This is a genomic window from Paraburkholderia sp. GAS41 (assembly GCF_050436545.1).
Lineage (GTDB): Bacteria > Pseudomonadota > Gammaproteobacteria > Burkholderiales > Burkholderiaceae > Paraburkholderia.
In genome coordinates, this window is sequence record NZ_JBNDMK010000007.1 from 224,464 (window position 1) to 248,688 (window position 24,225).

General features: G+C 63.3%; 24 protein-coding genes and 1 tRNA gene. 13 read left to right on the forward strand and 12 right to left on the reverse strand.

Annotation, left to right across the window (positions count from 1 at the left end):
• Positions 1-59: 59 nt before the first annotated feature.
• Positions 60-689, reverse strand: a complete 630-nt coding sequence (locus tag P3T43_RS13155) for a LysE family translocator (protein WP_429281477.1) — start codon at positions 687-689, stop codon at positions 60-62.
• A gap of 134 nt (positions 690-823) precedes the next feature.
• Between P3T43_RS13155 and P3T43_RS13160 the strand changes: the two genes are divergently transcribed.
• The 4 genes from P3T43_RS13160 (at position 824) to P3T43_RS13175 (ending at position 3,407) form a co-directional block, all read left to right on the forward strand.
• The gene (locus P3T43_RS13160) at positions 824-1,288 is read left to right on the forward strand and encodes an Lrp/AsnC family transcriptional regulator (protein ID WP_429281478.1); all 465 of its coding nucleotides are present in this window, start codon (positions 824-826) and stop codon (positions 1,286-1,288) included.
• Positions 1,289-1,381: 93 nt separating this feature from the next.
• A complete protein-coding gene (locus P3T43_RS13165) occupies positions 1,382-1,615 on the forward strand; it encodes a hypothetical protein (protein ID WP_429281479.1) in 234 nt (77 codons plus the stop codon).
• Between the two features lie 342 nt (positions 1,616-1,957).
• Entirely contained in the window at positions 1,958-2,260 is a 303-nt protein-coding gene (locus P3T43_RS13170) for an ArsR/SmtB family transcription factor (protein ID WP_429281480.1), read from the forward strand.
• 85 nt (positions 2,261-2,345) lie between these two features.
• Positions 2,346-3,407, forward strand: a complete 1,062-nt coding sequence (locus P3T43_RS13175; protein WP_429281481.1) for an alkene reductase — start codon at positions 2,346-2,348, stop codon at positions 3,405-3,407.
• A 209-nt stretch (positions 3,408-3,616) separates the two neighbouring features.
• Here P3T43_RS13175 and P3T43_RS13180 read toward each other — a convergent pair whose 3' ends face one another.
• A complete protein-coding gene (locus tag P3T43_RS13180) occupies positions 3,617-4,153 on the reverse strand; it encodes a GNAT family N-acetyltransferase (protein ID WP_429281482.1) in 537 nt (178 codons plus the stop codon).
• A gap of 316 nt (positions 4,154-4,469) precedes the next feature.
• Here P3T43_RS13180 and P3T43_RS13185 point away from each other — a divergent pair, with 316 nt between their 5' ends.
• The 3 genes from P3T43_RS13185 (at position 4,470) to P3T43_RS13195 (ending at position 6,404) form a co-directional block, all read left to right on the forward strand.
• Entirely contained in the window at positions 4,470-5,117 is a 648-nt protein-coding gene (locus P3T43_RS13185; RefSeq protein ID WP_429281483.1) for a VTT domain-containing protein, read from the forward strand.
• 182 nt (positions 5,118-5,299) lie between these two features.
• On the forward strand, positions 5,300-5,737 hold the full coding sequence (locus P3T43_RS13190; protein ID WP_429281484.1) for a carboxymuconolactone decarboxylase family protein: 438 nt from the start codon (positions 5,300-5,302) through the stop codon (positions 5,735-5,737).
• 226 nt (positions 5,738-5,963) lie between these two features.
• Positions 5,964-6,404 carry a hypothetical protein gene (locus tag P3T43_RS13195; RefSeq protein WP_429281485.1) on the forward strand — a complete coding sequence of 147 codons (441 nt, stop codon included), beginning with the start codon at positions 5,964-5,966 and terminating at the stop codon, positions 6,402-6,404.
• A 159-nt stretch (positions 6,405-6,563) separates the two neighbouring features.
• Here P3T43_RS13195 and P3T43_RS13200 read toward each other — a convergent pair whose 3' ends face one another.
• The 5 genes from P3T43_RS13200 to P3T43_RS13220 all read right to left on the reverse strand — a co-directional run bounded on the left by P3T43_RS13200 (position 6,564) and on the right by P3T43_RS13220 (position 13,027).
• Positions 6,564-7,415, reverse strand: coding sequence for a carbohydrate ABC transporter permease (locus P3T43_RS13200; protein WP_429281486.1), 852 nt, complete (start codon positions 7,413-7,415; stop codon positions 6,564-6,566).
• A 10-nt stretch (positions 7,416-7,425) separates the two neighbouring features.
• Positions 7,426-8,400 (reverse strand): carbohydrate ABC transporter permease, encoded by a 975-nt coding sequence (locus P3T43_RS13205; RefSeq protein ID WP_429281487.1) that lies wholly within the window; start codon positions 8,398-8,400, stop codon positions 7,426-7,428.
• 116 nt (positions 8,401-8,516) lie between these two features.
• A complete protein-coding gene (locus P3T43_RS13210) occupies positions 8,517-9,770 on the reverse strand; it encodes an ABC transporter substrate-binding protein (protein ID WP_429281488.1) in 1,254 nt (417 codons plus the stop codon).
• A gap of 63 nt (positions 9,771-9,833) precedes the next feature.
• Positions 9,834-11,816: a beta-galactosidase gene (locus P3T43_RS13215; RefSeq protein ID WP_429281489.1), complete on the reverse strand. Its 1,983-nt coding sequence runs from the start codon at positions 11,814-11,816 to the stop codon at positions 9,834-9,836.
• An 11-nt stretch (positions 11,817-11,827) separates the two neighbouring features.
• On the reverse strand, positions 11,828-13,027 hold the full coding sequence (locus P3T43_RS13220) for an ABC transporter ATP-binding protein (RefSeq protein WP_429281490.1): 1,200 nt from the start codon (positions 13,025-13,027) through the stop codon (positions 11,828-11,830).
• 194 nt (positions 13,028-13,221) lie between these two features.
• On the opposite strand from P3T43_RS13220, the gene P3T43_RS13225 reads away from it, so the two are divergent.
• Positions 13,222-14,265, forward strand: coding sequence for a LacI family DNA-binding transcriptional regulator (locus P3T43_RS13225; protein ID WP_429281491.1), 1,044 nt, complete (start codon positions 13,222-13,224; stop codon positions 14,263-14,265).
• Between the two features lie 9 nt (positions 14,266-14,274).
• On the opposite strand, the gene P3T43_RS13230 is transcribed toward P3T43_RS13225, so the two are convergent.
• Positions 14,275-16,614, reverse strand: a complete 2,340-nt coding sequence (locus tag P3T43_RS13230; protein WP_429281514.1) for an EAL domain-containing protein — start codon at positions 16,612-16,614, stop codon at positions 14,275-14,277.
• 575 nt (positions 16,615-17,189) lie between these two features.
• On the opposite strand from P3T43_RS13230, the gene bcsD reads away from it, so the two are divergent.
• The 4 genes from bcsD to bcsA all read left to right on the forward strand — a co-directional run bounded on the left by bcsD (position 17,190) and on the right by bcsA (position 21,683).
• Positions 17,190-17,645, forward strand: coding sequence for a cellulose biosynthesis protein BcsD (bcsD, locus tag P3T43_RS13235; RefSeq protein WP_429281492.1), 456 nt, complete (start codon positions 17,190-17,192; stop codon positions 17,643-17,645).
• 89 nt (positions 17,646-17,734) lie between these two features.
• Entirely contained in the window at positions 17,735-18,691 is a 957-nt protein-coding gene (gene bcsP / locus P3T43_RS13240; protein ID WP_429281493.1) for a cellulose biosynthesis protein BcsP, read from the forward strand.
• Positions 18,688-19,476 (forward strand): cellulose biosynthesis protein BcsQ, encoded by a 789-nt coding sequence (gene bcsQ, locus P3T43_RS13245; RefSeq protein ID WP_429281494.1) that lies wholly within the window; start codon positions 18,688-18,690, stop codon positions 19,474-19,476. Before bcsP ends, bcsQ begins: the two co-directional genes overlap by 4 nt.
• Complete coding sequence (gene bcsA / locus P3T43_RS13250) at positions 19,473-21,683, forward strand: UDP-forming cellulose synthase catalytic subunit (RefSeq protein ID WP_429281495.1); 2,211 nt, start codon at positions 19,473-19,475, stop codon at positions 21,681-21,683. Before bcsQ ends, bcsA begins: the two co-directional genes overlap by 4 nt.
• Positions 21,684-21,808: 125 nt before the next feature.
• Here the strand turns inward: bcsA and P3T43_RS13255 are convergent, their stop codons facing one another.
• The 4 genes from P3T43_RS13255 to P3T43_RS13270 all read right to left on the reverse strand — a co-directional run bounded on the left by P3T43_RS13255 (position 21,809) and on the right by P3T43_RS13270 (position 23,898).
• Entirely contained in the window at positions 21,809-22,168 is a 360-nt protein-coding gene (locus P3T43_RS13255; RefSeq protein ID WP_429281496.1) for a hypothetical protein, read from the reverse strand.
• A gap of 60 nt (positions 22,169-22,228) precedes the next feature.
• Positions 22,229-22,366, reverse strand: a complete 138-nt coding sequence (locus P3T43_RS13260; RefSeq protein WP_429281497.1) for a hypothetical protein — start codon at positions 22,364-22,366, stop codon at positions 22,229-22,231.
• Between the two features lie 397 nt (positions 22,367-22,763).
• Complete coding sequence (locus tag P3T43_RS13265; protein ID WP_429281498.1) at positions 22,764-23,711, reverse strand: hypothetical protein; 948 nt, start codon at positions 23,709-23,711, stop codon at positions 22,764-22,766.
• Between the two features lie 87 nt (positions 23,712-23,798).
• Positions 23,799-23,898, reverse strand: a tRNA-OTHER gene (locus tag P3T43_RS13270).
• Here P3T43_RS13270 and P3T43_RS13275 point away from each other — a divergent pair.
• Entirely contained in the window at positions 23,853-24,218 is a 366-nt protein-coding gene (locus P3T43_RS13275; RefSeq protein WP_429281499.1) for a hypothetical protein, read from the forward strand. The two genes, P3T43_RS13270 and P3T43_RS13275, sit on opposite strands and share 46 nt — an antisense overlap.
• Positions 24,219-24,225: the final 7 nt, after the last annotated feature.

The window sequence follows — 24,225 nt, forward strand, 5'->3', positions numbered from 1 at the left end:
ACACTGTCACTTCGCGCGCAGCGCGGCGTCGAGCACTACAGCACTACAGCGCTGCGCGCCTAGTCGAGCGAGAGGCGCAACGCAAATCCGATCAGGGCCGCTGAGAAGGTCCAGCGCTGCACCGTCTGCGCGAGCGGATGCGAGCGCATCCAGTTCGAAATGCGAGCGGCGCCGATCGCATAGGTTGCGTCGAAACAGGCGCCGATCGCGACCAGCACGACGCCGAGTTCGGCCATCTGCCATGCAACGGGGCCGGCCTCTGGCCGAACGAACTGGGGCAGCAGCACCGAACAGAACAGCAGCGCCTTCGGATTGAGCAGGTTGGTCAGCAGTCCCTTGACGAACGCGGCACGCAACGGGATGGGCTCGACGCTCGCAGCGGCGCTCGTCGGCAAGGCGAATACCGGCGAACGGAAAATCTGCACCGCGACCCAGCCGAGATAAACCGCACCGCCGTAGCGCACGACTTCGTAAAGCCACGGTGCGCTGCGCAGCAAAGCCGCCATCCCGCACGCCGACAAGGTCACATGCGTCGCCCGCGCCACGCCTAGGCCGCCAGCCGTGGCGAAACCGGTGCGCGCGCCGCGCGCAATGCTCGTTTGCAGCAGCAAAGCCATGTCCGGCCCGGGCACCGCATAGACGACGAACAATGCAGCGGCGTAGACAATCAGAAGGTGCGCGGAAATCATGTGAGCCTCGTCTTTATAAGGGCTCTATCTTGCTATCGAAGTGCGAGGGTTTTCTGGCGAGTTACAGGAGAAAGCGACCATTGATTAGGGGAATACGCTAAGCTTTTTAAATTTACGAGCCCTTTTCCCTTACGATGAACGATCTCGACAAAGTGGACCGCGCCATTCTCGCGGCGCTTCAGAACGATGGACGCATGTCCAATGCCCGCCTGGCGGAAATCGTCGGTCTGAGCGAAACGCCCTGCGCTCGCCGTCTGAAGCGTCTCGAGAACGATGGCTACATCGATCAATACCGCGCCATGCTGTCTCGCTCAGCCTTGGGATACGGCGTGGTGGCGTTCGTCCATGTGCGCTTCGCGGTGCACGATCGCGCCGTAGCCACGCGCTTCGAGCGCGAAGTGCTGGCCATACCGCGCATCCTGTCGTGCCACAACGTGTCGGGCAGCGCCGACTACATCCTGCAGATCGTCGCGCGCGATCTCGACGACTTCGGCAGCTTCTTGCGCGACCAGTTGCGCAGCCTGCCAGGCGTCACCTCGCTAGAATCGGCGCTGTCGCTACGTGAAGTCAAAGCCAATGGCGGTTTGCCGCTGAGCTGATCCTTCTGGCGCGTCGAACCTGCGCCATTCATGGCATAGTGCGCCGTACGGCAAGGCATGATGTCGGCGCCGGATGAACTACGGAGTTTTTCGATGAACCACGAACAGGCGCGAGCCGAAGAGGCGCGCGCGATGGAGCGGGTGCTGGCTGCCACGCAGCGGGTACAGTCCGCTTTCACCTCACTGCAATCGCAATTTCCGCCCCAAGGTGAAGGACGGCCCTCGCAGTTCGCGCTGCAAACCTTCGATGCCGCGCTGCAGGAACTCGAAGACGCGCAAGCCGCATTCGACGAATTGCTCGGCGAACTGCTTGACGGTAACCGCTGAGTGGAATAGCTGCAGCATCACTGGGAAGCTGCTGCGCGTCGCGCGGCAGCCGGTGTTTCTTGTTCCCACAGACCTGCCACGCGAATTCGGCGAGCGCTGATGGGCTTGACTGTTAGTTGCGTTAGAGGGGCGTGATTTGATGCCAGCTCGTGGCGCGCGTCAAGCTTTCCGGCGCAATCCCAATCGCTTCCCGCCATCAACGCCTCAAACACCCCCACTCTCCGTAATGGTTTTCCCTTCCATATCGTACTTTTACGATATATGATTCGTATTGTTGCGATGCGAAAGCCAGAGAGTGACCTCCTGGCCCAGTCCGCGCTTCATGAACTCGAAACTCCCCCGATGACCATTGACATCGACGCGATCCACAAAGCGCTTGCCAACCCGATCCGCCGCGAAATTCTGGCGAAACTGCGGGACCCGCAAGCGCACTTCGGCGATCAGGAACTGACGCTCGGCCACGGCGTATGCGCGGGCAAGATCGACGCATGCTGCGGCCTGTCGCAATCCACCGTGTCGGCGCACCTCGCGGCCTTGCAGCGCGCGGGCCTCGTTACGTCGAAGCGGGTTGGCCAGTGGGTGTTTTTCAAACGCAACGAGCCCGTCATCCAGGCGTTTCTCGAGCACATGAACACGGACCTTTGACGCTTGCGTCCGCTTCGCCGCGCTTCTTTCATCACGCTGTTCTTATTGACGCGGGCACTGTGCCCGCGAGGAAAGGTGACCTTTTATGCCGACTCTTTTTGACCCGCTCCAGATTGGCGATCTCACGCTGCAGAACCGCGTCATCATGGCGCCGCTGACGCGTCAGCGCGCCGGTGACATCCGCGTTCCCAACGCGCTGATGGCGAAGTACTACGCCGAGCGCGCCTCGGCTGGCCTGATCATCAGCGAAGCCACTTCGGTGACGCCGCAAGGCGTCGGCTATTCCTCCACGCCGGGCATCTGGTCGCAGGAACAGGTCGAAGGCTGGAAGCTCGTCACCCGCGCCGTGCATGCCGCCGGCGGCAAGATCTTCCTGCAGTTGTGGCACGTGGGACGCATCTCGGATCCGATGTTCCTGAACGGCGAGTTGCCGGTCGCGCCGAGCGCGATCGCGCCCAAAGGCAACGTGAGCCTCGTGCGTCCGGAGCGGCCCTTCGTGACGCCGCGCGCCCTCGAACTGGCTGAGATTCCCGCCATTGTCGACGCGTATCGCAAGGGTGCGGAAAACGCCAAGGCAGCCGGCTTCGACGGCGTCCAGGTCCACGGTGCGAACGGCTATCTGCTCGACCAGTTCCTGCAGGACAGCACCAACCATCGTACGGATGCGTACGGCGGCTCGATCGAGAACCGTGCCCGTCTGCTGCTGGAAGTGACCGACGCATGTATCGCCGTGTGGGGCGCCAATCGCGTCGGCATGCACCTCGCGCCGCGCGGCGACGCGCATACGATGGGCGATTCCGATGCCGCTGCGACCTTCGGCTATGTTGCCCGCGAACTGGGCAAGCGCAAGATTGCGTTTATCGCCGCGCGTGAAGCGCTGGGCGACAACCGCCTCGGCCCGCAGTTGAAGGCGGCGTTCGGCGGTCCGTACATCGCCAACGAAAAATTCACCAAGGAATCCGCGCAAAACGTGCTCGACGCAGGCGAGGCCGATGCGGTGGCCTGGGGCCAGCTCTTCATCGCCAATCCGGATCTGCCGCGCCGCTTCGAACTGGATGCGCCGCTGAACAAGCCGAATCCGTCGACGTACTACGCGCCGGGTGAAGCTGGCTATACCGACTATCCGGCGCTGGAAACGGTGGAATAAGCGGTGGAATAAGCGCGAGCCTGGTATGAGCCCGCTAGACCCGCGGCGGACATGATCGGATAACACTCCGGTCATGTCCGCCGCGTTTTTTTGCGCGTTCGCCGCACGGCTTTCGGCTTACCGCTTGCTACTTGCCACGTCCCTCTCGCAGCTTTCCGCTCGCGGTGTATTTCACAACATCCCCCAAGCACAGAAAGCTTCCAAGTACACTAAGCTCTCCCCACAACCTCACGGCACATGAACACCCGCTTCGATTCGTCGAGCCCGCGCGCAACATGAGCGTCGCGAATCGCACGCAACTTCGCATCGAGCCGATCGTTCGCGATCACACTAAAACCCAGCCGCCGGTAGTACGGCGCATTCCAGGGCACGTCGCGAAACGTCGATAGCACCAGTTGCCGCGCGCCCGCCTGGCGGGCCAGCACCTCCACCTGTCCAATCAGCTCCGCGCCGATGCGCCGCCCAGCCCAGCCGGTCAGCACGTCCAGTTCCTCTATATAGAAACGCCCAACAAGCGGCGCAAACATCACGAACGCGACGCTGCGTGCCGCGTCGTTGGCCGCAACGATAATCTCGCACGCTTCGATCTTGCGGCGGACGAAGTCGGCATTCATAGGCTGGGCATCGGCGATGCCCGTCATGCCGATGGTCGCAAAGCGCTGCGCCGCTTCATACTCGATCGCACGCACGACGTCGATCTCATCCACTCTGGCGAAGCGAAAAGTAATAGCGAAAGAGTCCTGCATACGCATAAGCATCCGCAGCAAATCGATTCCACACAAGCCGAACCCTACAAAATGGTAGCGGCCAAAGCCAGTCAAGCCCGCATCCACGCGCCGCATGCGCGCCGCATGCGCGCCGCTTGCCTGCTTGCCTGCTTGCCTGCTTGCCTGCTTGCCTGCTTGCCCGCCTCGCATAGTGACACCCCCGCGGCGAAACGAACAGACGCACAGACGAGCAGCCCGCGCTCCCCCACACAACAATATCCCGCACAGCGAAAACCCCTGCCCTCCGCATCCCGCGGAAGCTACACTGCCGATACCTGCCCTCCTCCCACTCAAGATGAATCCGATGCACCTATTGCAGGTCGCCCTGCACTTCGACCGCAACCTCGGCGGCCTGATCGCGCAATACGGCACGGCCGTCTACGCCATGCTATTTGCCATTGTGTTTGTCGAGATCGGTTTTCTGCCACTTTTCTTTCTGCCGGGCGATCCGCTGATCTTCATCTGCGGCGCGTTCGCTGCCACCGGCGCGCTCAGCGTCTGGCTGGTGATTCCCGTACTGTTTGCGGCGACGGTGGCCGGCAGTATCGTCAATTTCCTGATTGGCCACGCGATCGGCGAAAAGGTCTATACCGCCGAATATCGCTGGCTCGACCAACACGCGCTGCAAAAGGCCCACGCTTTCTACGAGGCGCGCGGCGGCCTGACCTTCCTGCTGTCTCCGTTCATCGCCGTGGTGCGCACCTTCGCGCCATTCGTGGCAGGCGTCTCGCGGATGACCTTCGCACGCTTCGCCTCGTTCGTCACGGCGGGCGCCGCGCTGTGGATCGTCTCGCTGGTGGCGGCCGGCTATCTGTTCGGCAACGTACCGGTGGTGCGCGATCACATGAGTTCGATCGTGCTGCTTGGCGTTGGGCTCGGCGTGGGTTCGCTGCTGGTGAGTGCGCTCTGGCGCTTCATCAACGGCCGGCGGCAACGGGCCTGATGCGCGAGGCGCCCATTCATACGCTCGAGCATGGTGGTCCCAACGGGCAAGCAAGGGCGCCAAAGCGCACCAACCGGTACCCTGAAAATTCCAGCAATTGGCTATTTCAGAATGCCACCAGCAAGCCTAATCTTCCCTCTATCGCGCCGCCCGGCGCATCGACCGCAAATGAGGAAGAAATTATGGAATCGCGTCTCGACTTCTACAAAGCCAATCCGCACGCAATCAAGGCGCTGCTCGCTCTGGAAGAACGTATCGGCAAAAGCAGCATCGAAAAATCGCTCGCGGAACTGGTGCGCCTGCGCGCTTCGCAAATCAACGGCTGCGCATTCTGCGTCGACATGCATACCACCGACGCCCGCAAGGGCGGCGAAACCGAACGCCGGCTCGCCACCGTCGTGGTGTGGCGCGAAACGCCCTTCTTCACCGAGCGCGAGCGTGCTGCGCTCGAATGGACCGAGGCTGTCACGCTGGTGTCCGAAGCACATGTGCCCGACGCGATCTGGGAAGCCGTCAAGCCGCATTTCAGCGAAGAAGAACTCGTCGACCTGACCTTGCTGATCTCCGCGATCAACAGCTGGAACCGTTTCGCCATCGCTTTTCGCAAGATGCCGGCCTGATAGGGTCAGCCAGAAAGTTTCATCGAACACGCGTGCCGGTCTGCTCTCTCTGGGAGCGGCCGGCGCGTTGCGTACATCGATCTGTCACCCGAATGACACAGAGGCGCCCCACGCGCCTTAATAACAACGACAGGGTGTCGGTGTTCGACGATTTGACAATATTTAATTTGGGTTGCCGCCGCATATCGCGCAGACTGGATGGCACGGTCGGACGACGGAGAAACTCATGAGCATCGAACACGCATGGGACGCTCACATGCGCCGCGCTCGCCATAAAGCTGCACACGGGCATCTGGCGCAGGCATCGCGGGCACAAAAATCACCGCTCGCGCACCGTGCGATGCAGATTGCCATCGTGTTGGTGTGCGCCTGGTCGATTGTCGAAACCCTTTGGGAATTGAGCCCCGCGGATGAGTTGGTGCGGCTGATTGCGCTCATGCTGTCCAAATGCCTGCTGCTCGGTGTGGGCGCGGCTGCGTTTTTCGGCGTCCGTTTTGCCCGCCCATTTTTTGCGTTTCTATGCGCCGCGAGTGTGTTTGCGCTCGCTGCTTCGCTGCCACTTGAATACGCGATGGCGCGCGAACTGTTCACGCTCTCGCTGATCGAGTGTCTTTGCAAGCTTGCGGTCGTCGTGAGCTTCGCGGCGTGGTATATCAAAGGGCAGTGAATACGATCTTGCGCATGTTGCGATCACCGAAAAGGTGACCGTTCGGTCGCGATGGCTTTTCCGCTTCGCCGCGAAAAAAGCCCGCGACTGCGGGCAACCCTCTCGGAGGAGAACATGGAGCAACGCTTCAGGTTCGATACATCGTGCGACGCTGCCCACTCAGCCTTTCGTCGCACCAAACGTCAGACCCGCCACGAAATGCTTCTGCATCGCGAAGAACATCGCCACTGAAGGCAACGCGGCCAGAATCGATCCCGCCGACACCAGATTCCACGCCGTGGTCCACTGACCCTTGAGCGCCGCAACGCCGACCGTGATCGGCGCCGCCTCGTCGCCGGTCGTCAGACACAGGGCCCAGAAGTAGTCGTTCCACACGAACGTGAACACCAGAATCGCGAGCGCGGCCAGCGCCGGACGGATCAGCGGCAGCACGATCCGGAAGAAAACCGTCCACTCGTTCGCGCCTTCAATACGCGCCGCTTCGATCAGTTCGAACGGCAACTGCTTGATGAAGTTACGCAGAAACAGCGCGCAAAAACCGGTCTGAAACGACACGTGAAACAGGATCAACGCGCCCACCGTGTTGAACAGACCGAGCTTCAACGACAGATCGCGCACCGGAATCATCAGCACCTGCACCGGCACGAAATTGCCCGCCACGAACGCGGCAAACAGCGTGGTGTTACCGCGAAAGCGGTAGATCGCCAGCGCGAAGCCCGCCATCGAAGCCAGCGCAATCGAGCCGACGACGGCCGGCACCGTAATCATCACGCTGTTCCAGAAGTAATGCAGCATCGGCGAGGTGGTCAGCGCATCGCGATAGTTGTCCCACATCGCAAAGTGCTTCGGCCAGCCCCAGTAGTTGCCCTCGCTCAGTTCGTCGGACGAGCGCACGGACGTGACCAGCACGGCGATCATCGGCAGCAGCCAGATCAGCAACGCCACCGGCAGGGACATTTTGTAGAGTCGCCGTGAAATCGGCTTCCACTTGGCAATCGGCATCGGATACATGACGGACTCCTTATTGCTCAGCGCGCAGCATCCGCCGCAGGTGATAGACGATATAGACCAGCATGATCGCGAACAGCACGACGGCCACGGACGCGGAATAACCGATCCGGTAGTACTTGATCGCCTGGTCGTACATGTAATACGCGAGCACGGTCGAACTCTCGAACGGACCACCGCCCGTCATCACCGAGATCAGGTCGAAGCTGCGCAGCGCCCCGATCACCGTCACCACGATTGCCATGAACGTGGTGGGGCGCAATTGCGGCAGGATCACATGCCAGAGCATCGACCAGCCGTGCGCGCCTTCCATGCGCGCCGCCTCGACCTGTTCGCCGTTCAGCGCGGTGAGCCCGGTCAGATACAGAATCATGCAGTACGCGGTTTGCGGCCAGAGCGCCGCGAAGATGATGCCGGGTGTCGCGTAGCGCGCATCGCCGAGCACCGGCACGCCGTGCCCGAGAATCAGCGCCAGCAGGCCAAAGGTCGGGTCGTAGAACCACGAGAAAATCAGGCCGACCACCACGCCCGACAACACGAATGGCGCAAAGAACAACGACTTGACGATGCGGATCCCCGCCACCGCCTGGTTCAGATAAAGCGCCACGGCGAGGCCCATGGGCGGCGCCAGCAGAAACAGCAGCAGCCAGATCAGATTGTTCTTCAGCGCGGTGTAGAACGCCGATGTATGGAACAGTTCCACATAGTTCGCAAGACCGACAAAGCTGGGATCGGTCATGCCGTCCCAGTTGAAAAAGCTGATGCGGATCGTCGACAGGATCGGCCAGACGACATAGATCGCCACCATCACGCAGGCGGGCGCCAGGAACAGGAAGGCAGCACGCCGTTGCCGGCGCGCAGTGGGTGTCGGACCACGGCGGCGTGATGCTGCACCTGGACCACGCGACGCACCGGATTGCGCGGCGCCGCCCGGCGTGCCCGGACCGGTATCTCCGGTGATGGATTGACGGCTGACGGAGTGAATCACGGCGAATCTCCTGATCAATCTCGTTCGAGCGCAGGCGGCGCACCGCCGCCCACGCTCACTTCGTTTAACAACTACGCTTATAGATCACACTCATTGATCACACTGCTTGATCGAGCTTATTTCTTGTAGATCCGCTGACGGGTCTGCTCGAGCTGCGCCAGGACGTCATCGAGCTTCGCAGGATCGGCCACGAACTGCTGCATCCCCTTCATGCCTTCGTCGGCCATTTCCTTGGTCATGTCGCGATCGTAGAACTGCGCAATGCCGCCCTTCGTGTTGGCGAGAATCTGGAAGCCGATCTTCGAAATCGGATCTTCCGGTTCCGGCGACTTGCTGTTGGCCGACAGCGAGCCAAGCCCCGTTGCCAGTTGTGCGCCGATTTCCGGCGTCTCGACAAACGCGAGGAACGCGTGCGCGTCGGCCTTGTTCTTGGCCTTCGACGGGATATGCAGCGATTCGACCGGTCCATCTTCGGCGGTCGGCACCTTCGAATCGATGATCGGGAACTGGAAGTAGCCCATTTCCGGCTTCACTGCCGCCGGGAAACCGCCGGTGATGAAGGTGCCCATCAGCATCATCGCGGCCTTGCCCTGGAACAGGAACGGTTGTGCCGAATCCAGATCGTAGGAGAGCGAATTATCGATAAAGTAACCGGCGTCGATCAGTTGCTTCCACGTCGTGTACACCTTCTTCACGCGCGGATCGGTGTACGGCACTTCACCCGCCATCAGCTTCTGATGGAACGCGTTGCCGTTCAGACGCAGATCCAGATAGTCGAACCAGCCGGCCAGCGTCCATGCATCACGGCCCGCCACGGCGATCGGCGCAATCCCCGCTGCCTTGAGCTTCTTGCAGGCGTCGAGAAACTGGTCCCAGGTTTTCGGTTCGTCGGCAATGCCAACCTTCTGGAACAGATCCTTGCGATAGAACATGCCCCACGAGTAGTAGACGGTCGGCGCCGCGTACTGCTTGCCCTTATACGACGACGCTTCCTTCGTCGACGCATAAGTGTTGTTCCAGCCGTTCTTGCTCCAGTCGCCGCTCAGGTCGTCGAACAGGCCGCGTTGCGCGTAATACGCCATGCGCTCGCCGTCGTGCCAGTTGACGATGTCCGGCGGGGCCGTGGACAGCCAGCCCGGCAGTTGTACCTTGTAGGCCTCCTCATCGATAAACGACACATTCACGTCAGTGCCCGGATGAGCCTTCTTGAACTCGTCGATCACCTGTTGCCAGACGGCCCGCTGACTGGCGCCCTTGAAGGCGATATTCACCGTCAGTGTGGCTGCCTGCGCGCTGCCGGCCATCGATGCTGCTGCCGTGGCCGCAGTCAGCGCGACGGCAACCAGAACCTTGCGAAGCTTGAATCTCATGCCTGTCTCCTTGGTTTTTACGTCGTTTTCGGTCCTGCCTGGGTGCTACATGAGGGAACTGCCCTAAGAGCGATAGACCGCCACGCCCTGAGGTTGAATCTCGCGCGAACCGACCACGAAGGCCGCGTCTGCAATATCGGCGAGCGTATGAACCTGTTCGCCATAATTCAGGACGTAAGTCAGCCCACCGCGCCGGCTGATGCGCACGCCATCGCCGAGCACCGTCGCTTCGAGACCGGCTTCGCGGGCGATGCCGGCGAACAGCCGGGTGGTCAGCGCGTCGTCGAACAGACTCGCAAAGTAATGCGTCGCGCCGCTGCGGACATACGCGGGATGACCGTCGGCAAAACGGCCGCGGATCTCCAGCGCGTCGTTGCCGGCCGTCTTCGTTTCGAGCAGATCGCGCCAATGCCGCCCGTAGCCGTCGTCGAGACTCGCGCTGCCCGCGAGCCTGACCGGTTCGGTCACGTTGGGCCGCAGCGACTCGACACGCCACACGCGTGCCGGCAACAGCGCGGCAAGCAAGCCCGGCGGCAACGCGGCGGGAATCTGCAGGTCTTCGGTCTTCGAGCCGGTGCGCGGACCGAGCACCACCTGGGCACCCGAGCGCGCCAGCCGTTCCGCGAAGTCGGCGGGCACCACCGGCAGCGGCGGGACGACAATCATGCGATAGCCGTCGAGCGGCGCATCGACCGGCACCACGTCGACATCGAGACCGAGTCCACGCAACGCCGAGTAATACTCGAACGCAAAGCGCGGATAGTGGAAGTCCGCTCCCTGCGGATGAATTTCGAACAGCCACTTCGCTTCGTAGTCGTACACGAGCGCGACCTTCGAGTGGATGCTGGCGTTCGCATCGCGATCCGCCTCCAGCACATCATGGATCTCCTTCGCCACCTGCGCCGCCTCGCTGCCGCCGATGTCCATGCGGTTATCCGGCGTGTTCAGGCCCGCATGCATCTGCTCCTGGGCAAACGGCGCCTGGCGCCAGCGGAAATACGACACGCAGCCCGCGCCGTGCGCGAACGCCTCCCAGCTCCACAGCCGCACCATGCCGGGCAACGGCGCCGGATTCCAGTGCGCCCAGTTGACCGGACCGGGCTGTTGCTCCATCACCCAGAACGGCAGCTTCGACATGCCGCGATAGACGTCGTGATTGAACGAAGCGAAATCCGGATGGCCGGTGCGCAGCCACTTCGCCTTGAGTTCGGGCGCAAACCACTGCTCTTCGAGCGCGCCGAGCGGATAGCTGTCCCACGTCGCCACGTCGAGATCGGCGGCGACCTTGTAGTGGTCGAATTCGGTGAACAGCTGCATGAAGTTGTGCGCCACCGGACGTCCCGGCGAATGCGCGCGGATGATCTCGACCTGCATGCGGTTGTAGCGCGCCACTTCATCCGAGGCGAAGCGCCGATAGTCGAGCCGGTGCGACGGATGTGCCTCGGTGACCGTGGCGACGGGTGCATCGACCTCGTCGAAACTGCGGTACTCCATGCTCCAGAACACCGTGCCCCACGCGCGATTGAGCGCGTCCACGGTCTTGTAGCGCGCCTTCAGCCACTCGCGAAAACGCTGCACAGCGGCCGCCGAATAGCTGACCACGGTGTTGTGGCAACCGTACTCATTGTCGGTTTGCCAATACGCGACCGCCGGATGCTTGCCGTAGCGCTCGGCCACCGCCGTGCAAATCTGCTGCGAAGCGGTGAAGTACGCCGGCGACGAGAAATCGTAGTGACGGCGCGAGCCGAAAGCACGCGGCCGCCCATCGGCGCCGACCGGCAAAATGTCAGGATGACGATCGATCAGCCACTTGGGCGGCGTCGCCGTCGGTGTGCACATGACCACTTGCAGGCCCGCCGCGCCGAGCACGTCGACGGCGCGGTCGAGCCAGCCCCAGTTGTATTCGCCGGGCGACGGTTCCATCCGGCTCCAGGCAAATTCAGCAATCCGCACCTGCTCGATACCGAGCGCTTTCATGCGGCGGGCGTCGTCTTCCCACATCGATTCCGGCCAATGTTCCGGGTAATAGCAGACTCCGAGGCGCATCCGAGTGTCCTTTATGCGTAGTGTTCGACGGATTCAAGCGAAGCGACGGCAAAACCGTCTTCGGAAAACAGATGACAGACCGAGGCCGGCGCGCGGAAGCTGGCGCGATCGCCCTGCTTCAGGCGCGTGTCGCCGGGTGCCTTGGCGATCAGCGCGATGCCGTCGGCCTCATCCAGGTGAACGTAGCTGTGTTCGCCCAGCTGCTCGACGAGCGAGACCGTACGCGTCAGTAAGGCATCCTCACGGGTTGACTGAAGCGATGCAGAGGGGGCGTCGTTCGGCTGGACAACGTCGCTAGCGGCGGTATCCGTCAGTTCCAGATGTTCGGGCCGCACGCCGAAGGTCACCGTCTGCCCGATACTCAAGGCCTTGCCGTCCACGCTCACGCGCACGGTTTCGCCGCTTTGATCGAGCTTGACGCTCACGCCGCGCGGGTCGATCGCGGCCACTTTGCCGGGTAGAAAATTCATCCGCGGCGAGCCGATGAAGCCGGCCACGAAGCGACTGTTCGGGCGGTGATACAACTCGAGCGGCGCGCCGATCTGCGCAATGCTGCCGTAGCGCTCGGTGTCCTTGCCGGCGTGCAGCAACACGATCTTGTCGGCCAGCGTCATGGCTTCGATCTGGTCGTGCGTCACGTAGACGACACTTGCCTTCGCAAACTGTTTGTGCAGACGGGCGATCTCGACGCGGGTCTGGCCGCGCAAGGTGGCATCGAGATTGGACAGCGGCTCGTCGAACAGGAACACGCCCGGCTGGCGCACGATGGCGCGACCGATCGCCACGCGCTGCCGCTGCCCGCCGGACAGCGCCTTGGGCAGCCGTTCGAGCAATGCTTCGAGTTGCAGGATGCGGGCGGCTTCGCGCACCTTGCGGTCGATTTCATCTTTGGGAGTTTTGGCCAGTTTCAGACCGAAGGCCATGTTCTCGAACACGGTCATATGCGGGAACAGCGCGTAGCTCTGGAATACCATCGCTACGCCGCGCTGGGCCGAAGGTACGTCGTTGACGATCTTTCCGCCGATCGAAAGATCGCCGTCGGTGACGTCTTCGAGACCCGCAATCATGCGCAACAAAGTGGACTTGCCGCATCCCGACGGGCCGAGAAACACGCAGAACTCGTTCTCGCCAATCTCCAGATCGACGTCGCGAATTACTGCTGGGCTGTCGCCGTACGCTTTTTGGACGCCTCTTAACGAAATGCTCGCCATCGCCTCGTCTCCGTGATTTAATCGGTTCGAAACCGGAGATTAAGCGCTTAATCTGCAAGGCCGAAAAAAATTGACCGCGAGGATCAATGGCCTGCTGCAGCGTCTCCGATATCGTTTTGTCTATGCGGCAAATGGTGCCGCGCCTTTTGACAGGACGCAAATTTTGAGAAATCGTCCCATATAGTGAGCGATCTATGCCCACACTGAGTGAAGTCGCGCATCGCGCCGGATGTACGCCGGCCACGGTGTCCAACGTGTTGCGCAATCGCGGACGGGTTGGCGCGCTGACCCGGCAACGGGTTCTCGAAGCAGTAGAAGCGCTCGGCTACCAGCCCCACCTTGCGGCGCGCGCGCTGGCCGAAGGCCGCGCGCCCACCATCGCGCTGATGGTTTCGAGCATTGCCAACCCGTTCTATCCGGAGTTCGCGCTGGCCGTCGAGCGTGCGGCGCGCAACAGCGGCCACTTCCTGATCATCTGCAATACGAACGAAGATCCGCTGGCGGGCCGCGCCTATCTGGAGCAGATTGCCGGCACCTTGTCCGAGGGCGTGCTGGTCATGAACGCCAATCTCGACTTCGCCGATCTGCACAAGACCGAGGCGCGCGGCGCGCCGGTCGTGCTGTGCATGTGGGAGCGTCCACACGAGCCGCCTGGCTTGCCGTGCGTGGCCGTCGATTTCCGCCTTGCCGGCCAGTTAGCCGCGCAGCATCTGCTCGAACTGGGGCACCGCCGGATCGGCGCGATTGTGGGCAGCAAGGCGGCCGGCATCCACGCGGCGCGTTACGACGGCTTTGTCGATACGGTGCGCGCGGCCGGTCTCGATGTCGACCAGACGCCCGTGCGTTACGCGCGCGACACGACTCGGGGCGGCTATCTGGCCACGCGCGATTTGCTGGAAGCGCAACCGCAATTGACCGCCATCTTCGCCACCAACGACCTGCCGGCGCTCGGCGCCCTGCACGCCGCCGCCGATCTCGGTTTGCAGGTACCCGACGATCTCTCGGTCGTTGGCATTACCGATATTCAGTTGGCCCAGGAATCGCGCCCCGCCCTGACGACCGTCGCGGTGCCGACCGTCGAAGCGGCCGAACTGGCGGTGTCCCTGTTGCGCGAACTGATCGAAGCGTCGCCACGCGGTGCCCGGGCGGCCGCCAAAGCGCCGCGCGTCTGTGTCACCTCGGCGCCGGAACTGATCGTGCGCGGTTCGACACAGACGCCGCGCCGGGATCGAAGCTGAGCGCGACGCTCACTCGCTGGCGGGCCAGGGCAAATGGTTCGAGGACCAATCCAGCTCCGCCCCCACGACCCAGCGCATTTCCGCCGACTGGATTGCCAGCGTCACTGCGATACAAGGCCGCCCGCTCGCTAGCGATAGATAAGGATTACTGGCTACCGGCACACCAGGCAGCAGTACGGCGTTTCTAAAGTACGGACGATGGTCCCAGCGCGCATCGCGCGGGTCCGCGACCGGCTCCAGTGAATCGCCGAGCGTGTGCCCGGCGACGCCAGGGAGTTCCAGGCCGATCTGCCGCCCCCGGTCGTCCAGGATGAAACAGCTGATGCAGAGTTGATGCCGCGCCAGATCCGCAAAGGCCTCCTCCATGCTGACACCGTTCAGCAGCGCATCGGCGGCGTTACGCAGCGCGAAGCGGTACGGTTCGATCTCGCTCTCGAACAACGCATGCAGGTGCGCCCGGCCTTGCGCAATCACGTCGAACGAGCGGTCGATCAGACGGTTGACCGAATCCGGCGGCCCGATTTGTGCCGCCGGCCGGCCCAGCAAAAAGCCTTGCGCGAAATCAACGTTCGACTCGACCGCCAGAATCAGCTCCTCGGTCGTCTCGACGCCCTCGACCACCACCAGCATGCCCGCCTGATGCAACAGGGAAACGAGCTTGGGCAAGATGGATTGCTGGGTGCCCGGAATCGTGGCGCGAATCAGTTCGCCGTCGAGCTTGACGAAGTCCGGGCGAATCCGGAACAGACGATCCAGATTCGATTGCCCCGCGCCGAAGTCGTCCACCGCAATCAGAAAGCCATGCTCGCGGTAGCGCGCCGCCGCTTGCGACATCTCGTCGACGCTGCCGCCATGCGACTCGAGAATTTCGAGGACGATCCTGTCCGGTTCGAGCCCGGCCAGACGAACGATGCCGGCGAGCTGGTCCGCATAGCCGTGCGCCACGAAGGTCGCGGGCAAAATGTTGAGAAAAATCCACGCCTCGTCGGGAATCAGCCGCTCCGCATTGCCGAGATGGACCGCGTGACTAGCGCGATCGAGCGCACCTTCGTCGCTCAATGGGCGCGGCGCGAACAGCACTGCGGGCGGCACCAGCGTGCCGTCGTCCTGTTCGCCGCGCAGGAGTGCCTCGAAGCCCACCTGCTTCTGATGCGACAAGCTGTAGAGGGGCTGGAAATGCGAGGTCAGATAGTAGTCGTCCCACCTGGGCCGCACGCTTGCCGATGCATCGTCCGGATCGCCGGGCTTGCCGCGACCCAGCAGTTGCAGCGGATCGAACGGGATGGCGCGCTCGGCGCACACGCGGTTCCGGCCGGACTGCTTGGCGCGCAGCAGCGCTTCGTCGGCACGATCGAGCAAGGTCATGATGCTCTCGCCCGCGCGACGCTCGGCCACGCCGAAGCTCGCCGTCACGTAACCATCTGGGCGCTCGATTCCGGCGATGCCGCCGCGCAGGCGCTCGGCCAACTCCAGCGCCGAAGCGAGCCCGCCAGGCCGCAACACCGCGAATTCTTCTCCGCCGATCCGGCTCACGCTGTCCTGCCCGGTCGTATGGTCCATCAGGACGTGGGCGACCTCGGACAGCGTCTGGTCGCCCGCTGCATGGCCGAACTGATCGTTGAGCGACTTGAAGGAGTCGATGTCGACGAAAATCGCGCACACCTCGGCCGCTTCACCGAGCGCCGCCAGACGCCGCTCAGCCTGATCCATGAAGGCGCGGCGGTTCTGCAAACCGGTCAGCGGATCGGTGGCGGCCAGTTGGGCGAGGCGGTTCTCGAGCAGAAAATGATCGCGCCGGAACCCGTAGAAGCCGAAGTGAAACACCGCCGCGGTCGGCGCGCCGATCAGCACCCACAGCCATGCCACCACATTCGCATCGTGGATCTGCGGCTGCTGTTCGAACAGCAGCGGTAGACCGCCGGAGTAAAAAACCGCCGTCCCCACGAAGAAGTGCATCGGCGTGAGCCAGAGCGGCGCCGAGCAGATCGGAATCGCCACCAGCGCCGGCAGCGCCCAAAGCAACGGCTGCTGGACGCCCGAGACGTTCAAGGCAATGACGAGGACCAGCACCACCGTGTAAGCGACACCGAGGAAGCCGAACACGCCCGTGCTGCGGGCCCGGCGCACACCGGCCACCAGCACGGCGAGAAGCAGGACGCAGCCAATCCGGTAAGCCAATGCGACGGACGGGCCGGCCACCAGGTTGCGGGCAAGGACGAACAGCAGTGTGGCGACGACCGTGAAAGCCATGGTGACCGTCGACAACGGACGCTGCTGCTCCAGCGAACGACGATGAAAGCGGTGACGCAAATGGGCATCGGTCATGTGTTGCGGTGAGGTGGAAAGCATTTTGATAGTCATCAGGCCAGTTCCGTCGCTCTGCCAATGCATAACGGCAACTGTCCGACAAATATTAATGCCTTCCATCAAACAAATTTTGATGGCCGATGCGCCCGAGGTCCGACCGCTACTACGTGAGAGGCTTGCAATACCGTAAGCGGCATCCCACGGAGCAAGCTCAGGCGAGGCACGGCAGGGCCGCTGGATGACGCAACTGCTCAACAGTCTCACCAGGTCTTACACGCATTGCTTAAGTAGTCGACGCGATTCCGTGGATGACGGCCAGTCGGAGGGCCGCCTTATCGGCTCATGCATCGGTAATAAATCCACGGGGAGATTGCATCCGTTCGTGGGCAGCGTGCGTAAGCCCCTATAACTTCCTTCAGACCAGTGGTAGCGAAATGTTTTTCTCTTCAGTAGACTGCGGATTGAGAGGCTGCGGTCACTTTTTATCCGGCAGCACAGGTAAAAGTAACCGCCGAGCGCGTGCAATGCGCGCCTTACCAGCAACACTTTCAGATGTCCGTAACTAGGCGCCCGTGTCACAACGGCTTGATGATTAACGGTCATCCTTTTCGGAAAACATGGTCCCTACTCTCGACTACCTGCTCCACCGCCAGATTTCCCCGCAATGGCGCGGCTTGCTCACTGCACTGGCAGAAGAGTTCGAAGCGCAGATCGGGCAAGACGAATTGCGTCAGTTGATGTATCGCGTGGGTTGCCGTTTCGCGCTAGCGCATCCGTTACCGCCGTGTAACTCCACCGACGATCTCGCCCTGGCACTGAATGCACGCTGGCAGGAAACGGATTGGGGTTACGTCGAACTCGTGGACGAAGCGGATTATCTGCGCATCGCCCATTCGTGTGCGCCGTTGCACGCGTTCGGCTCTGCTGCGCTCAGCTGGACGCCGGCTTTCCTCGAAGGCGTGTACCAGACGTGGCTCAGTGCATTGGGTGCAGAAGGACTGTCGGTCGCCCAGGCGAGCGGGTTCGATGAGTATGCAACCATCGAATTCCGGCTCGGCCGCCAGCCGGCATAGATGCGGCAACAGGGGATTTTTATCCGCGCAGGCAGCGGGTAAAAGCGCATAACGCAAGACAAGACAGACATGAACAAGACGGCGGCGACATGAGTCCTTCCAGCGACATTGAAACCCTCTTCGGGCATTTTGGCGGCAACGCGGGCGACTATCAGGAGATCGGCCGCGAGAACGAAGCGAGTTCGGCACGCACGCGCTGGCCGCTGCTCGTCACGCTCGATCTGACGCAACCCGCCATTCCGGCCATCCCCATGCGTGGCGATCCGCTCGCGCAAGCTGCCGGTGAAGCCGGATCAGCGCAGGCGCCGCAAGGCAACGCGCAAGCCGCAAGCGGTTCCGCCGATGCCGGACGCGCCACCACGGCGCAATTCCGTGGCAAGACGCCGCTGTTTTCGCGGCCGCATCGACGCACGATTCCGCCGGTCGGCAATGCCGTCAAGGTCGACGCACCGCGCGGCGCCGAGCGCTTTTCCGCCGTGCCGCAAGCGGGCGATACTGAGCCCGCCAAGAGCGAGGCACAGCCGCTGGCAGTGACTGCTGCGCAGGTGCCCCACGCTCCGCTTGCCGCCGCGCCGGCGGCGCCCATTGGCAACCCAGCGTCCGCGTTCGCCGCGCCCGTGCCGCCGATTGGCCACGCAGCGCCCGCATTCGCAGCGCCGGCCGCAGCCGCCATGCCAGCACCAGTTGCCCGCGCTTTGCCCACGCCCGTGGCTTTTGCCGCACCTGCCGCGCCAACGTTTGCCACTAGAGCCGCCAGCGCACCCGCGCGTGCTCCAAGCCAACCCGCCTCAACCGCCTTCACCGCCTCCACCCCACGCGCTACGGCACCCGCTACACCGGTCGCGCCCGCGGTTCAGCCTTCGACCATTCTCGGCCAGCTGTTCAAGCCGGCTGCGCCCAGCCCAGCTCCCGCCGCCCCGTTGTCAGAAGCAGAAGCCACGCCCGCTTCGCTCGGCTCGTTGTTCAGACGTTTGCGTGGCGATGCCCCCACGCCGGCCACGCCCACCCCTCATTCGTGGCTGACCAACGGCCCGCGTCGCTCATGAAAGTCATCGCGGTCGTTTCCGCTAAAGGCGGCGTCGGCAAGACCACGCTCGCCGCCAACCTGGCTTCCGTTCTCGCCACCAGTGGCCGGCGCGTGATCGCGCTCGACCTGGATCCGCAAAACGCCTTGCGTCTGCACTTCGGCGTCCCGCTCGACAGTATCGACGGTTTGTCGCGCGCCACCTTGAGCGGCGATGCATGGCAAAGCGTCATGTTCGACGGCGTCGACGGCGTGACCGTGCTGCCGTACGGCGCGGTCCTCGAAGACGACCGGCGCCGTTTCGAAGCGTATGTCGATCACGAGCCACAGTGGCTCGCCCAGTCGCTCGCTACCCTGCGGCTCGACGCCAACGACATCGTGGTCATTGACACACCGCCGGGCTCGTCGGTCTATACGCGCACCGCATTGTGCGCGGGGACCTTCGCGCTGAATGTGGTGCTGGCGGACGCCGCCTCATACGCGGCGATTCCGCAGATGGAGCGGATGATCGAAGCGTATGCCGCGCCGCGCCCCGAGTTCGGCGGCGTGGGTTACGTGATCAACCAGGTGGACCAGTCGCGCCAGCTGACCAAAGACGTCCTCAAGGTGTTGCGTCATCTGCTCGGCGAGAAACTCTTCCCTGGCGTGATCCATCAGGATGAAGGCGTCAGCGAGTCGCTCGCCTGCGACACCACGCTGATCCACTACGATCCGCTCAGCCAGGCCGCCGCCGATTTCCGCGCCTGCAGCCAGTGGCTGATGTCGCGGGTCGACTCGATTGCTGTTTCGCCTGGGAGCGTCGCATGAGCACGCCGCAAGCACGCAGTACGGAACCCGCCGCCGCACCCTCGCGGCTCGAACGCCTTGTCGACGCGCGCCTGTGGAACAGCATGCCGGTCGTGGTGTGCCTGACGCTGTTCGCGCTGGTGATTCTGTATTTCGTGGTGACGGTCCCGCTCGCGTTCTATGAGCAACTGACGTTCGCCTCCTGCTGCTTCGTCTGCGCGTTGCTGTTTCGCCGCCTGCAGGGCCGCTATGTGACGCTCGTGATGATCATGCTGTCGCTGGTCGCCACGGGCCGCTATATGTTCTGGCGCCTGACCACCACCACCTACTGGGAACGTCCGCTCGATGCCGTGTGGGGTCTGCTGCTGGTCGCAGCCGAGGTCTATTCGGCGATCGTCATGGTGCTCGGCTACTTCCAGACCGCGTGGCCGCTCAAGCGCGAGCCCATGCCGCTGCCGGCCGACCGCAGCGCCTGGCCGACCGTCGACGTCTTCATCCCCACCTATAACGAGCCGCTCTCGGTCGTCAAACCGACCATCTACGCCGCGCTCGCGCTCGACTACCCGGCCGACAAGCTGGCCATCCACGTGCTGGACGACGGCCGCCGTCCGGACTTCAAGGCGTTCTGCGAGGAAGTCGGCGTTAACTGGACGATCCGCACGCACAACCGCCACGCCAAGGCCGGCAACATCAACGAAGCGCTGAAGATCACCCAGGGCGAATATCTGGCGATTTTCGACTGCGATCACATCCCCACCCGCTCGTTCCTGCAGATCGGCCTCGGCTGGTTCCTGCGCGACAAGCTGCTGTCGATGCTGCAGACGCCGCACCATTTCTTCTCGGCCGATCCGTTCGAGCGCAATCTCGGCACCTTCCGCAAGGTACCGAACGAAGGCGAGCTGTTCTATGGGCTCGTGCAGGACGGCAACGACCTGTGGAACGCGACGTTCTTCTGCGGCTCATGCGCGCTATTGCGTCGCACGATGGTCGAGGAAATCGGCGGCATCGCCGTCGAGACGGTGACCGAAGACGCGCACACCGCGTTGAAGCTGCACCGCCTCGGCTACACCACCGCGTATCTCGCCATCGCCCAGGCGGCCGGGCTTGCGACCGAAAGCCTCTCGGGCCACATCGGCCAGCGGATCCGCTGGGCGCGCGGCATGACGCAGATTTTCCGCATCGACAATCCGTTGACCGGCAAAGGACTGAAGATCGGCCAGCGGCTGTGCTACCTGAACGCGATGATGCACTTCTTCTACGGCGTGCCGCGCCTCGTGTTCCTGACCGCGCCGCTGTCGTTCCTGTTCTTCGGCGCACACGTGATCGAAGCGGCTGCCAGTTCGATCGCCATCTACGCGCTGCCGCACATGATGCACGCCAGCATCACCAACTCGCGCATGCAGCGTCTGTTCCGGCATTCGTTCTGGGCCGAGGTTTATGAATCGGTGCTGGCATCGTACATCACCGCGCCGACCCTGCTCGCGCTCATCAACCCGAAGCTCGGCAAATTCAACGTGACGGCTAAGGGCGGCCAGATCGAGAAGAACTACTTCGACTGGGCCATCTCACGTCCCTATCTGTTCCTGCTGCTGCTGAACCTCGCCGGCTTCGTCACCGGTCTCGTGCATATCTATCTGAACCTGGGACTGCGTAGCGAAGTGCAGACCACGATCCTCAATCTGGCGTGGACCGGCTACAACATGCTGATCCTCGGTGCGAGCGTGGCCGCGGCAAGCGAGCGCCGCCAGATTCGCGCCGTGCACCGCGTGGCGATGAAAATGCCGGTGATGCTGAAATTCTCGACGGGCCGCACGCTGGCCTGCCAGACCATCGATTACTCGGAAGGCGGTGTCGGCGTGGAGTTGCCCGCCAGCATCCAGGTGCCGATGCACGAACGCGTGACGGTCTCCCTGTTTCGCGGCGACGAAGAATACGCCTTCCCTGCGACGGTCGGTTTCACTGCACCCGGACGAGTCGGCCTGCGCTTCGACGAGATGTCGCGCGAGCAGGAATACGAGTTCGTCAAGTCCACCTTCGCGCGTGCCGACGCCTGGATGGGCTGGGCCGAAGGGCGCCAGCAGGATGCGCCGTTGCGCGGACTGTCGCACGTGTTGCTGGTCGGCGTACGCGGTATTACCGGCCTCTTCGAACACCTTTACGAAGACCTGCGCGGCTCGAAGCGGAGCCGCCCAATCGACGTCAAAAAGCTGAAAACGAAAAAAGACTGACCTATGGGCAAACGCATTGCGCAGACACGGATTCGACCCTTGCCAGGCGAGTGCGACATGACGGAATGGGCAACGCGCCTGCGTTCGCGCCGTCTCATCCGCGGACTCGCCTGCTGGCTGGCTTTTCAGACCGCCTTCGCGGCACCGCTGGCGTCGGCCGCTGAGCTCGTTGCGAGTTCGACGCATGTCGCTGCGGCGCCGGGAACACCGGGTACGCCGGGTTTGCCGGGCGCCACTGGAGTGGGCAACGTGCCGGCGCCTGGCCCCGCGGTCCCGTTCGATCCCAACGCAATCGTCCAGCCCGCGCAGGCGACGCCGACCCCGGCACTCGCCGCCTCCTCGGTGAAGGCGCCCGGCATCAGGACGCCGACCACCGCCGAGCCGGGCACGCTGGTGCCGGGCGGACGCCGCCAGACCCTGACCTTCGCCGACTTCGGCGCGCTCGATCCGCTGCAGTTGCGCGGCACCGACGGCCAGAACGGCATTGCCTTCTCCGTGCGCAGCGACGAAGTGGTGACCGGCGCGATCCTGCATCTGGTCTATAGCTATTCGCCCGCCCTGCTGCCGGCGATCTCGCAACTGAAGGTGCTGATCAACGGCGAAGTGGCGGCCACCCTGCCGGTGCCGCACGACCAGGCCGGCATGCTGGTGGCGCGCGACATCTCGATCGATCCGCGCTTCATCACCGAATTCAATCACCTGAACGTGCAGTTGATCGGCCACTATACGGAGCAGTGCGAGGACCCGGCCAATTCGTCGCTGTGGGCCACGGTCAGCAATGCGAGTTCGCTCGATCTGACTTACGCCTCGCTCACCAGCAAGCCGGATCTGGCCGCGCTGCCGCAGCCGTTCTTCGATCGCCGCGACGTGCGTCGTCTCGAACTGCCGTTCGTGTTTCCGGCCAAACCGGGCGCCGAAACACTGGAATCGGCCGGCATCGTCGCCTCGTGGTTCGGCGCGCTGGCGGGCTATCGCGGCGCACGGTTCCCCGCTCAAGTCGACGAAGTGCCGCTGTCGGGCAATGCCGTGATCTTTGCCACGGCCGATCAACGGCCCGCCGGCGTGACGATTCCCGCCATCTCAGGCCCCACCCTTGCGGTGGTGGACCGCGAAGCGCCCGTGCGCGGCAAACTGCTGCTGGTGCTCGGGCGCAACGAAGCCGAACTGAAGACCGCCGCGAAAGCGCTCGGCGTCGGCCAGAGCGTGCTCTCCGGCGAAAGCGCGACGATCACGCAACTCAACGAACTCGGCCCGCGCGTGCCGTACGACGCACCGAACTGGCTGCCCACCAACCGCCCGGTGCGCTTCGGCGAGCTGGCTGAGGCGCGCGATCTGAGCGTCGCCGGCTACGATGCGGACGCCGTGCGCGTGAATCTGCGCGTGCCGCCCGATCTCTTCATGTGGCACACCAAGGGCGCGCCGATCGATCTGCGCTATCGCTATACCGTGCGCCCGGCGCCGGACCGCTCGTCGTTGAACATCAGCATCAACGACGGCTTCGTGCAGTCGCTGCCGATTCCGGCCAAGCCGGCGTCGATGTTCGACCTCGGCCGCTATTTCAGCACCATCCTGCCGGACAAGAGCGCTGAGGCGCGCCGCACCGTGCATATCCCGCCGCTGCTGCTCACGCCGCGGGCACAGTTGCGCTTCCATTTCTACTACGACATTCCGAACACCGGCGAATGCCACGGCCGCCTGCTCGATAACGTCGTGGGCTCGATCGATCCGAACTCGACCATCGACCTGTCGTCGTTCCCGCACTACATGGCGTTGCCCGATCTGGCCGCGTTCGCCAATAGCGGCTTCCCGTTTACGCGGATGGCCGATCTGTCCGAAACCGCCGTGATCCTGCCGAACGACGCGAATTCGGCCGATTACAGCCTGTACCTGCTCGAGATGGGCCGGATGGGCGCGTCGACCGGCTATCCCGTCACCGGCGTGACCGTGGCCAACGCCGACCAGGTCGACCAGTTCGCCGACAAGGACCTGCTGATTTTCGGCGGCCCTGGGCACCAGCCGCTGCTGCAACGCTGGGCCAAGTCGATGCCCTTCTCGAGCGACGGCGATACGCGCACATTCGAACTGTCGGACATCGTCTTCAAACTGGAAGACTGGTGGCACGGCGAGCGCGGCCTCGAACGCGCGCCGGCGCGCGCCGACCTCTCGCTGGTGAGTTCGAACGGAGCGGCGCTGATCACCGGCTTCGAATCGCCGCTGCAGAAGGACCGCAGCGCCGTGGCGCTGATCAGTGCCGCGGGACAGTCGGATGTCGATCTGAGCGCCGCGCTGCTCGATGCCGATGTGCTGCCGCAGATTCAAGGTGCGATGGCGGTGATCCATAACCGCGGCGTGACCATTACTTCGAATGGTTCGGCGTACTACATTGGCCACCTCTCGCCGCAGGAATACATGCGCTGGGCCCTGTCGTCGCATCCGCTTCTGCTGCTGCTCGGCGGCGTCCTGGCCGCGCTGATCATCGCCGCGCTGTTTTACCGTGCGCTGCGCTCGATCGCGGCGCGCCGCCTGAGAGATTGAGATGCCG

Bases quoted from the DNA above. Each gene is read 5' to 3' on its own strand.
- P3T43_RS13155 (WP_429281477.1), bottom strand. From the start codon at position 689: ATGATTTCCGCGCACCTTCTGATTGTCTACGCCGCTGCATTGTTCGTC.
- P3T43_RS13160 (WP_429281478.1), top strand. From the start codon at position 824: ATGAACGATCTCGACAAAGTGGACCGCGCCATTCTCGCGGCGCTTCAG.
- P3T43_RS13165 (WP_429281479.1), top strand. From the start codon at position 1,382: ATGAACCACGAACAGGCGCGAGCCGAAGAGGCGCGCGCGATGGAGCGG.
- P3T43_RS13170 (WP_429281480.1), top strand. From the start codon at position 1,958: ATGACCATTGACATCGACGCGATCCACAAAGCGCTTGCCAACCCGATC.
- P3T43_RS13175 (WP_429281481.1), top strand. From the start codon at position 2,346: ATGCCGACTCTTTTTGACCCGCTCCAGATTGGCGATCTCACGCTGCAG.
- P3T43_RS13180 (WP_429281482.1), bottom strand. From the start codon at position 4,153: ATGCAGGACTCTTTCGCTATTACTTTTCGCTTCGCCAGAGTGGATGAG.
- P3T43_RS13185 (WP_429281483.1), top strand. From the start codon at position 4,470: ATGAATCCGATGCACCTATTGCAGGTCGCCCTGCACTTCGACCGCAAC.
- P3T43_RS13190 (WP_429281484.1), top strand. From the start codon at position 5,300: ATGGAATCGCGTCTCGACTTCTACAAAGCCAATCCGCACGCAATCAAG.
- P3T43_RS13195 (WP_429281485.1), top strand. From the start codon at position 5,964: ATGAGCATCGAACACGCATGGGACGCTCACATGCGCCGCGCTCGCCAT.
- P3T43_RS13200 (WP_429281486.1), bottom strand. From the start codon at position 7,415: ATGTATCCGATGCCGATTGCCAAGTGGAAGCCGATTTCACGGCGACTC.
- P3T43_RS13210 (WP_429281488.1), bottom strand. From the start codon at position 9,770: ATGAGATTCAAGCTTCGCAAGGTTCTGGTTGCCGTCGCGCTGACTGCG.
- P3T43_RS13215 (WP_429281489.1), bottom strand. From the start codon at position 11,816: ATGCGCCTCGGAGTCTGCTATTACCCGGAACATTGGCCGGAATCGATG.
- P3T43_RS13220 (WP_429281490.1), bottom strand. From the start codon at position 13,027: ATGGCGAGCATTTCGTTAAGAGGCGTCCAAAAAGCGTACGGCGACAGC.
- P3T43_RS13225 (WP_429281491.1), top strand. From the start codon at position 13,222: ATGCCCACACTGAGTGAAGTCGCGCATCGCGCCGGATGTACGCCGGCC.
- P3T43_RS13230 (WP_429281514.1), bottom strand. From the start codon at position 16,614: ATGCTTTCCACCTCACCGCAACACATGACCGATGCCCATTTGCGTCAC.
- bcsD (WP_429281492.1), top strand. From the start codon at position 17,190: ATGGTCCCTACTCTCGACTACCTGCTCCACCGCCAGATTTCCCCGCAA.
- bcsP (WP_429281493.1), top strand. From the start codon at position 17,735: ATGAGTCCTTCCAGCGACATTGAAACCCTCTTCGGGCATTTTGGCGGC.
- bcsQ (WP_429281494.1), top strand. From the start codon at position 18,688: ATGAAAGTCATCGCGGTCGTTTCCGCTAAAGGCGGCGTCGGCAAGACC.
- bcsA (WP_429281495.1), top strand. From the start codon at position 19,473: ATGAGCACGCCGCAAGCACGCAGTACGGAACCCGCCGCCGCACCCTCG.
- P3T43_RS13255 (WP_429281496.1), bottom strand. From the start codon at position 22,168: ATGCCGTTCTGGCCGTCGGTGCCGCGCAACTGCAGCGGATCGAGCGCG.
- P3T43_RS13260 (WP_429281497.1), bottom strand. From the start codon at position 22,366: ATGAAGCGCGGATCGATCGAGATGTCGCGCGCCACCAGCATGCCGGCC.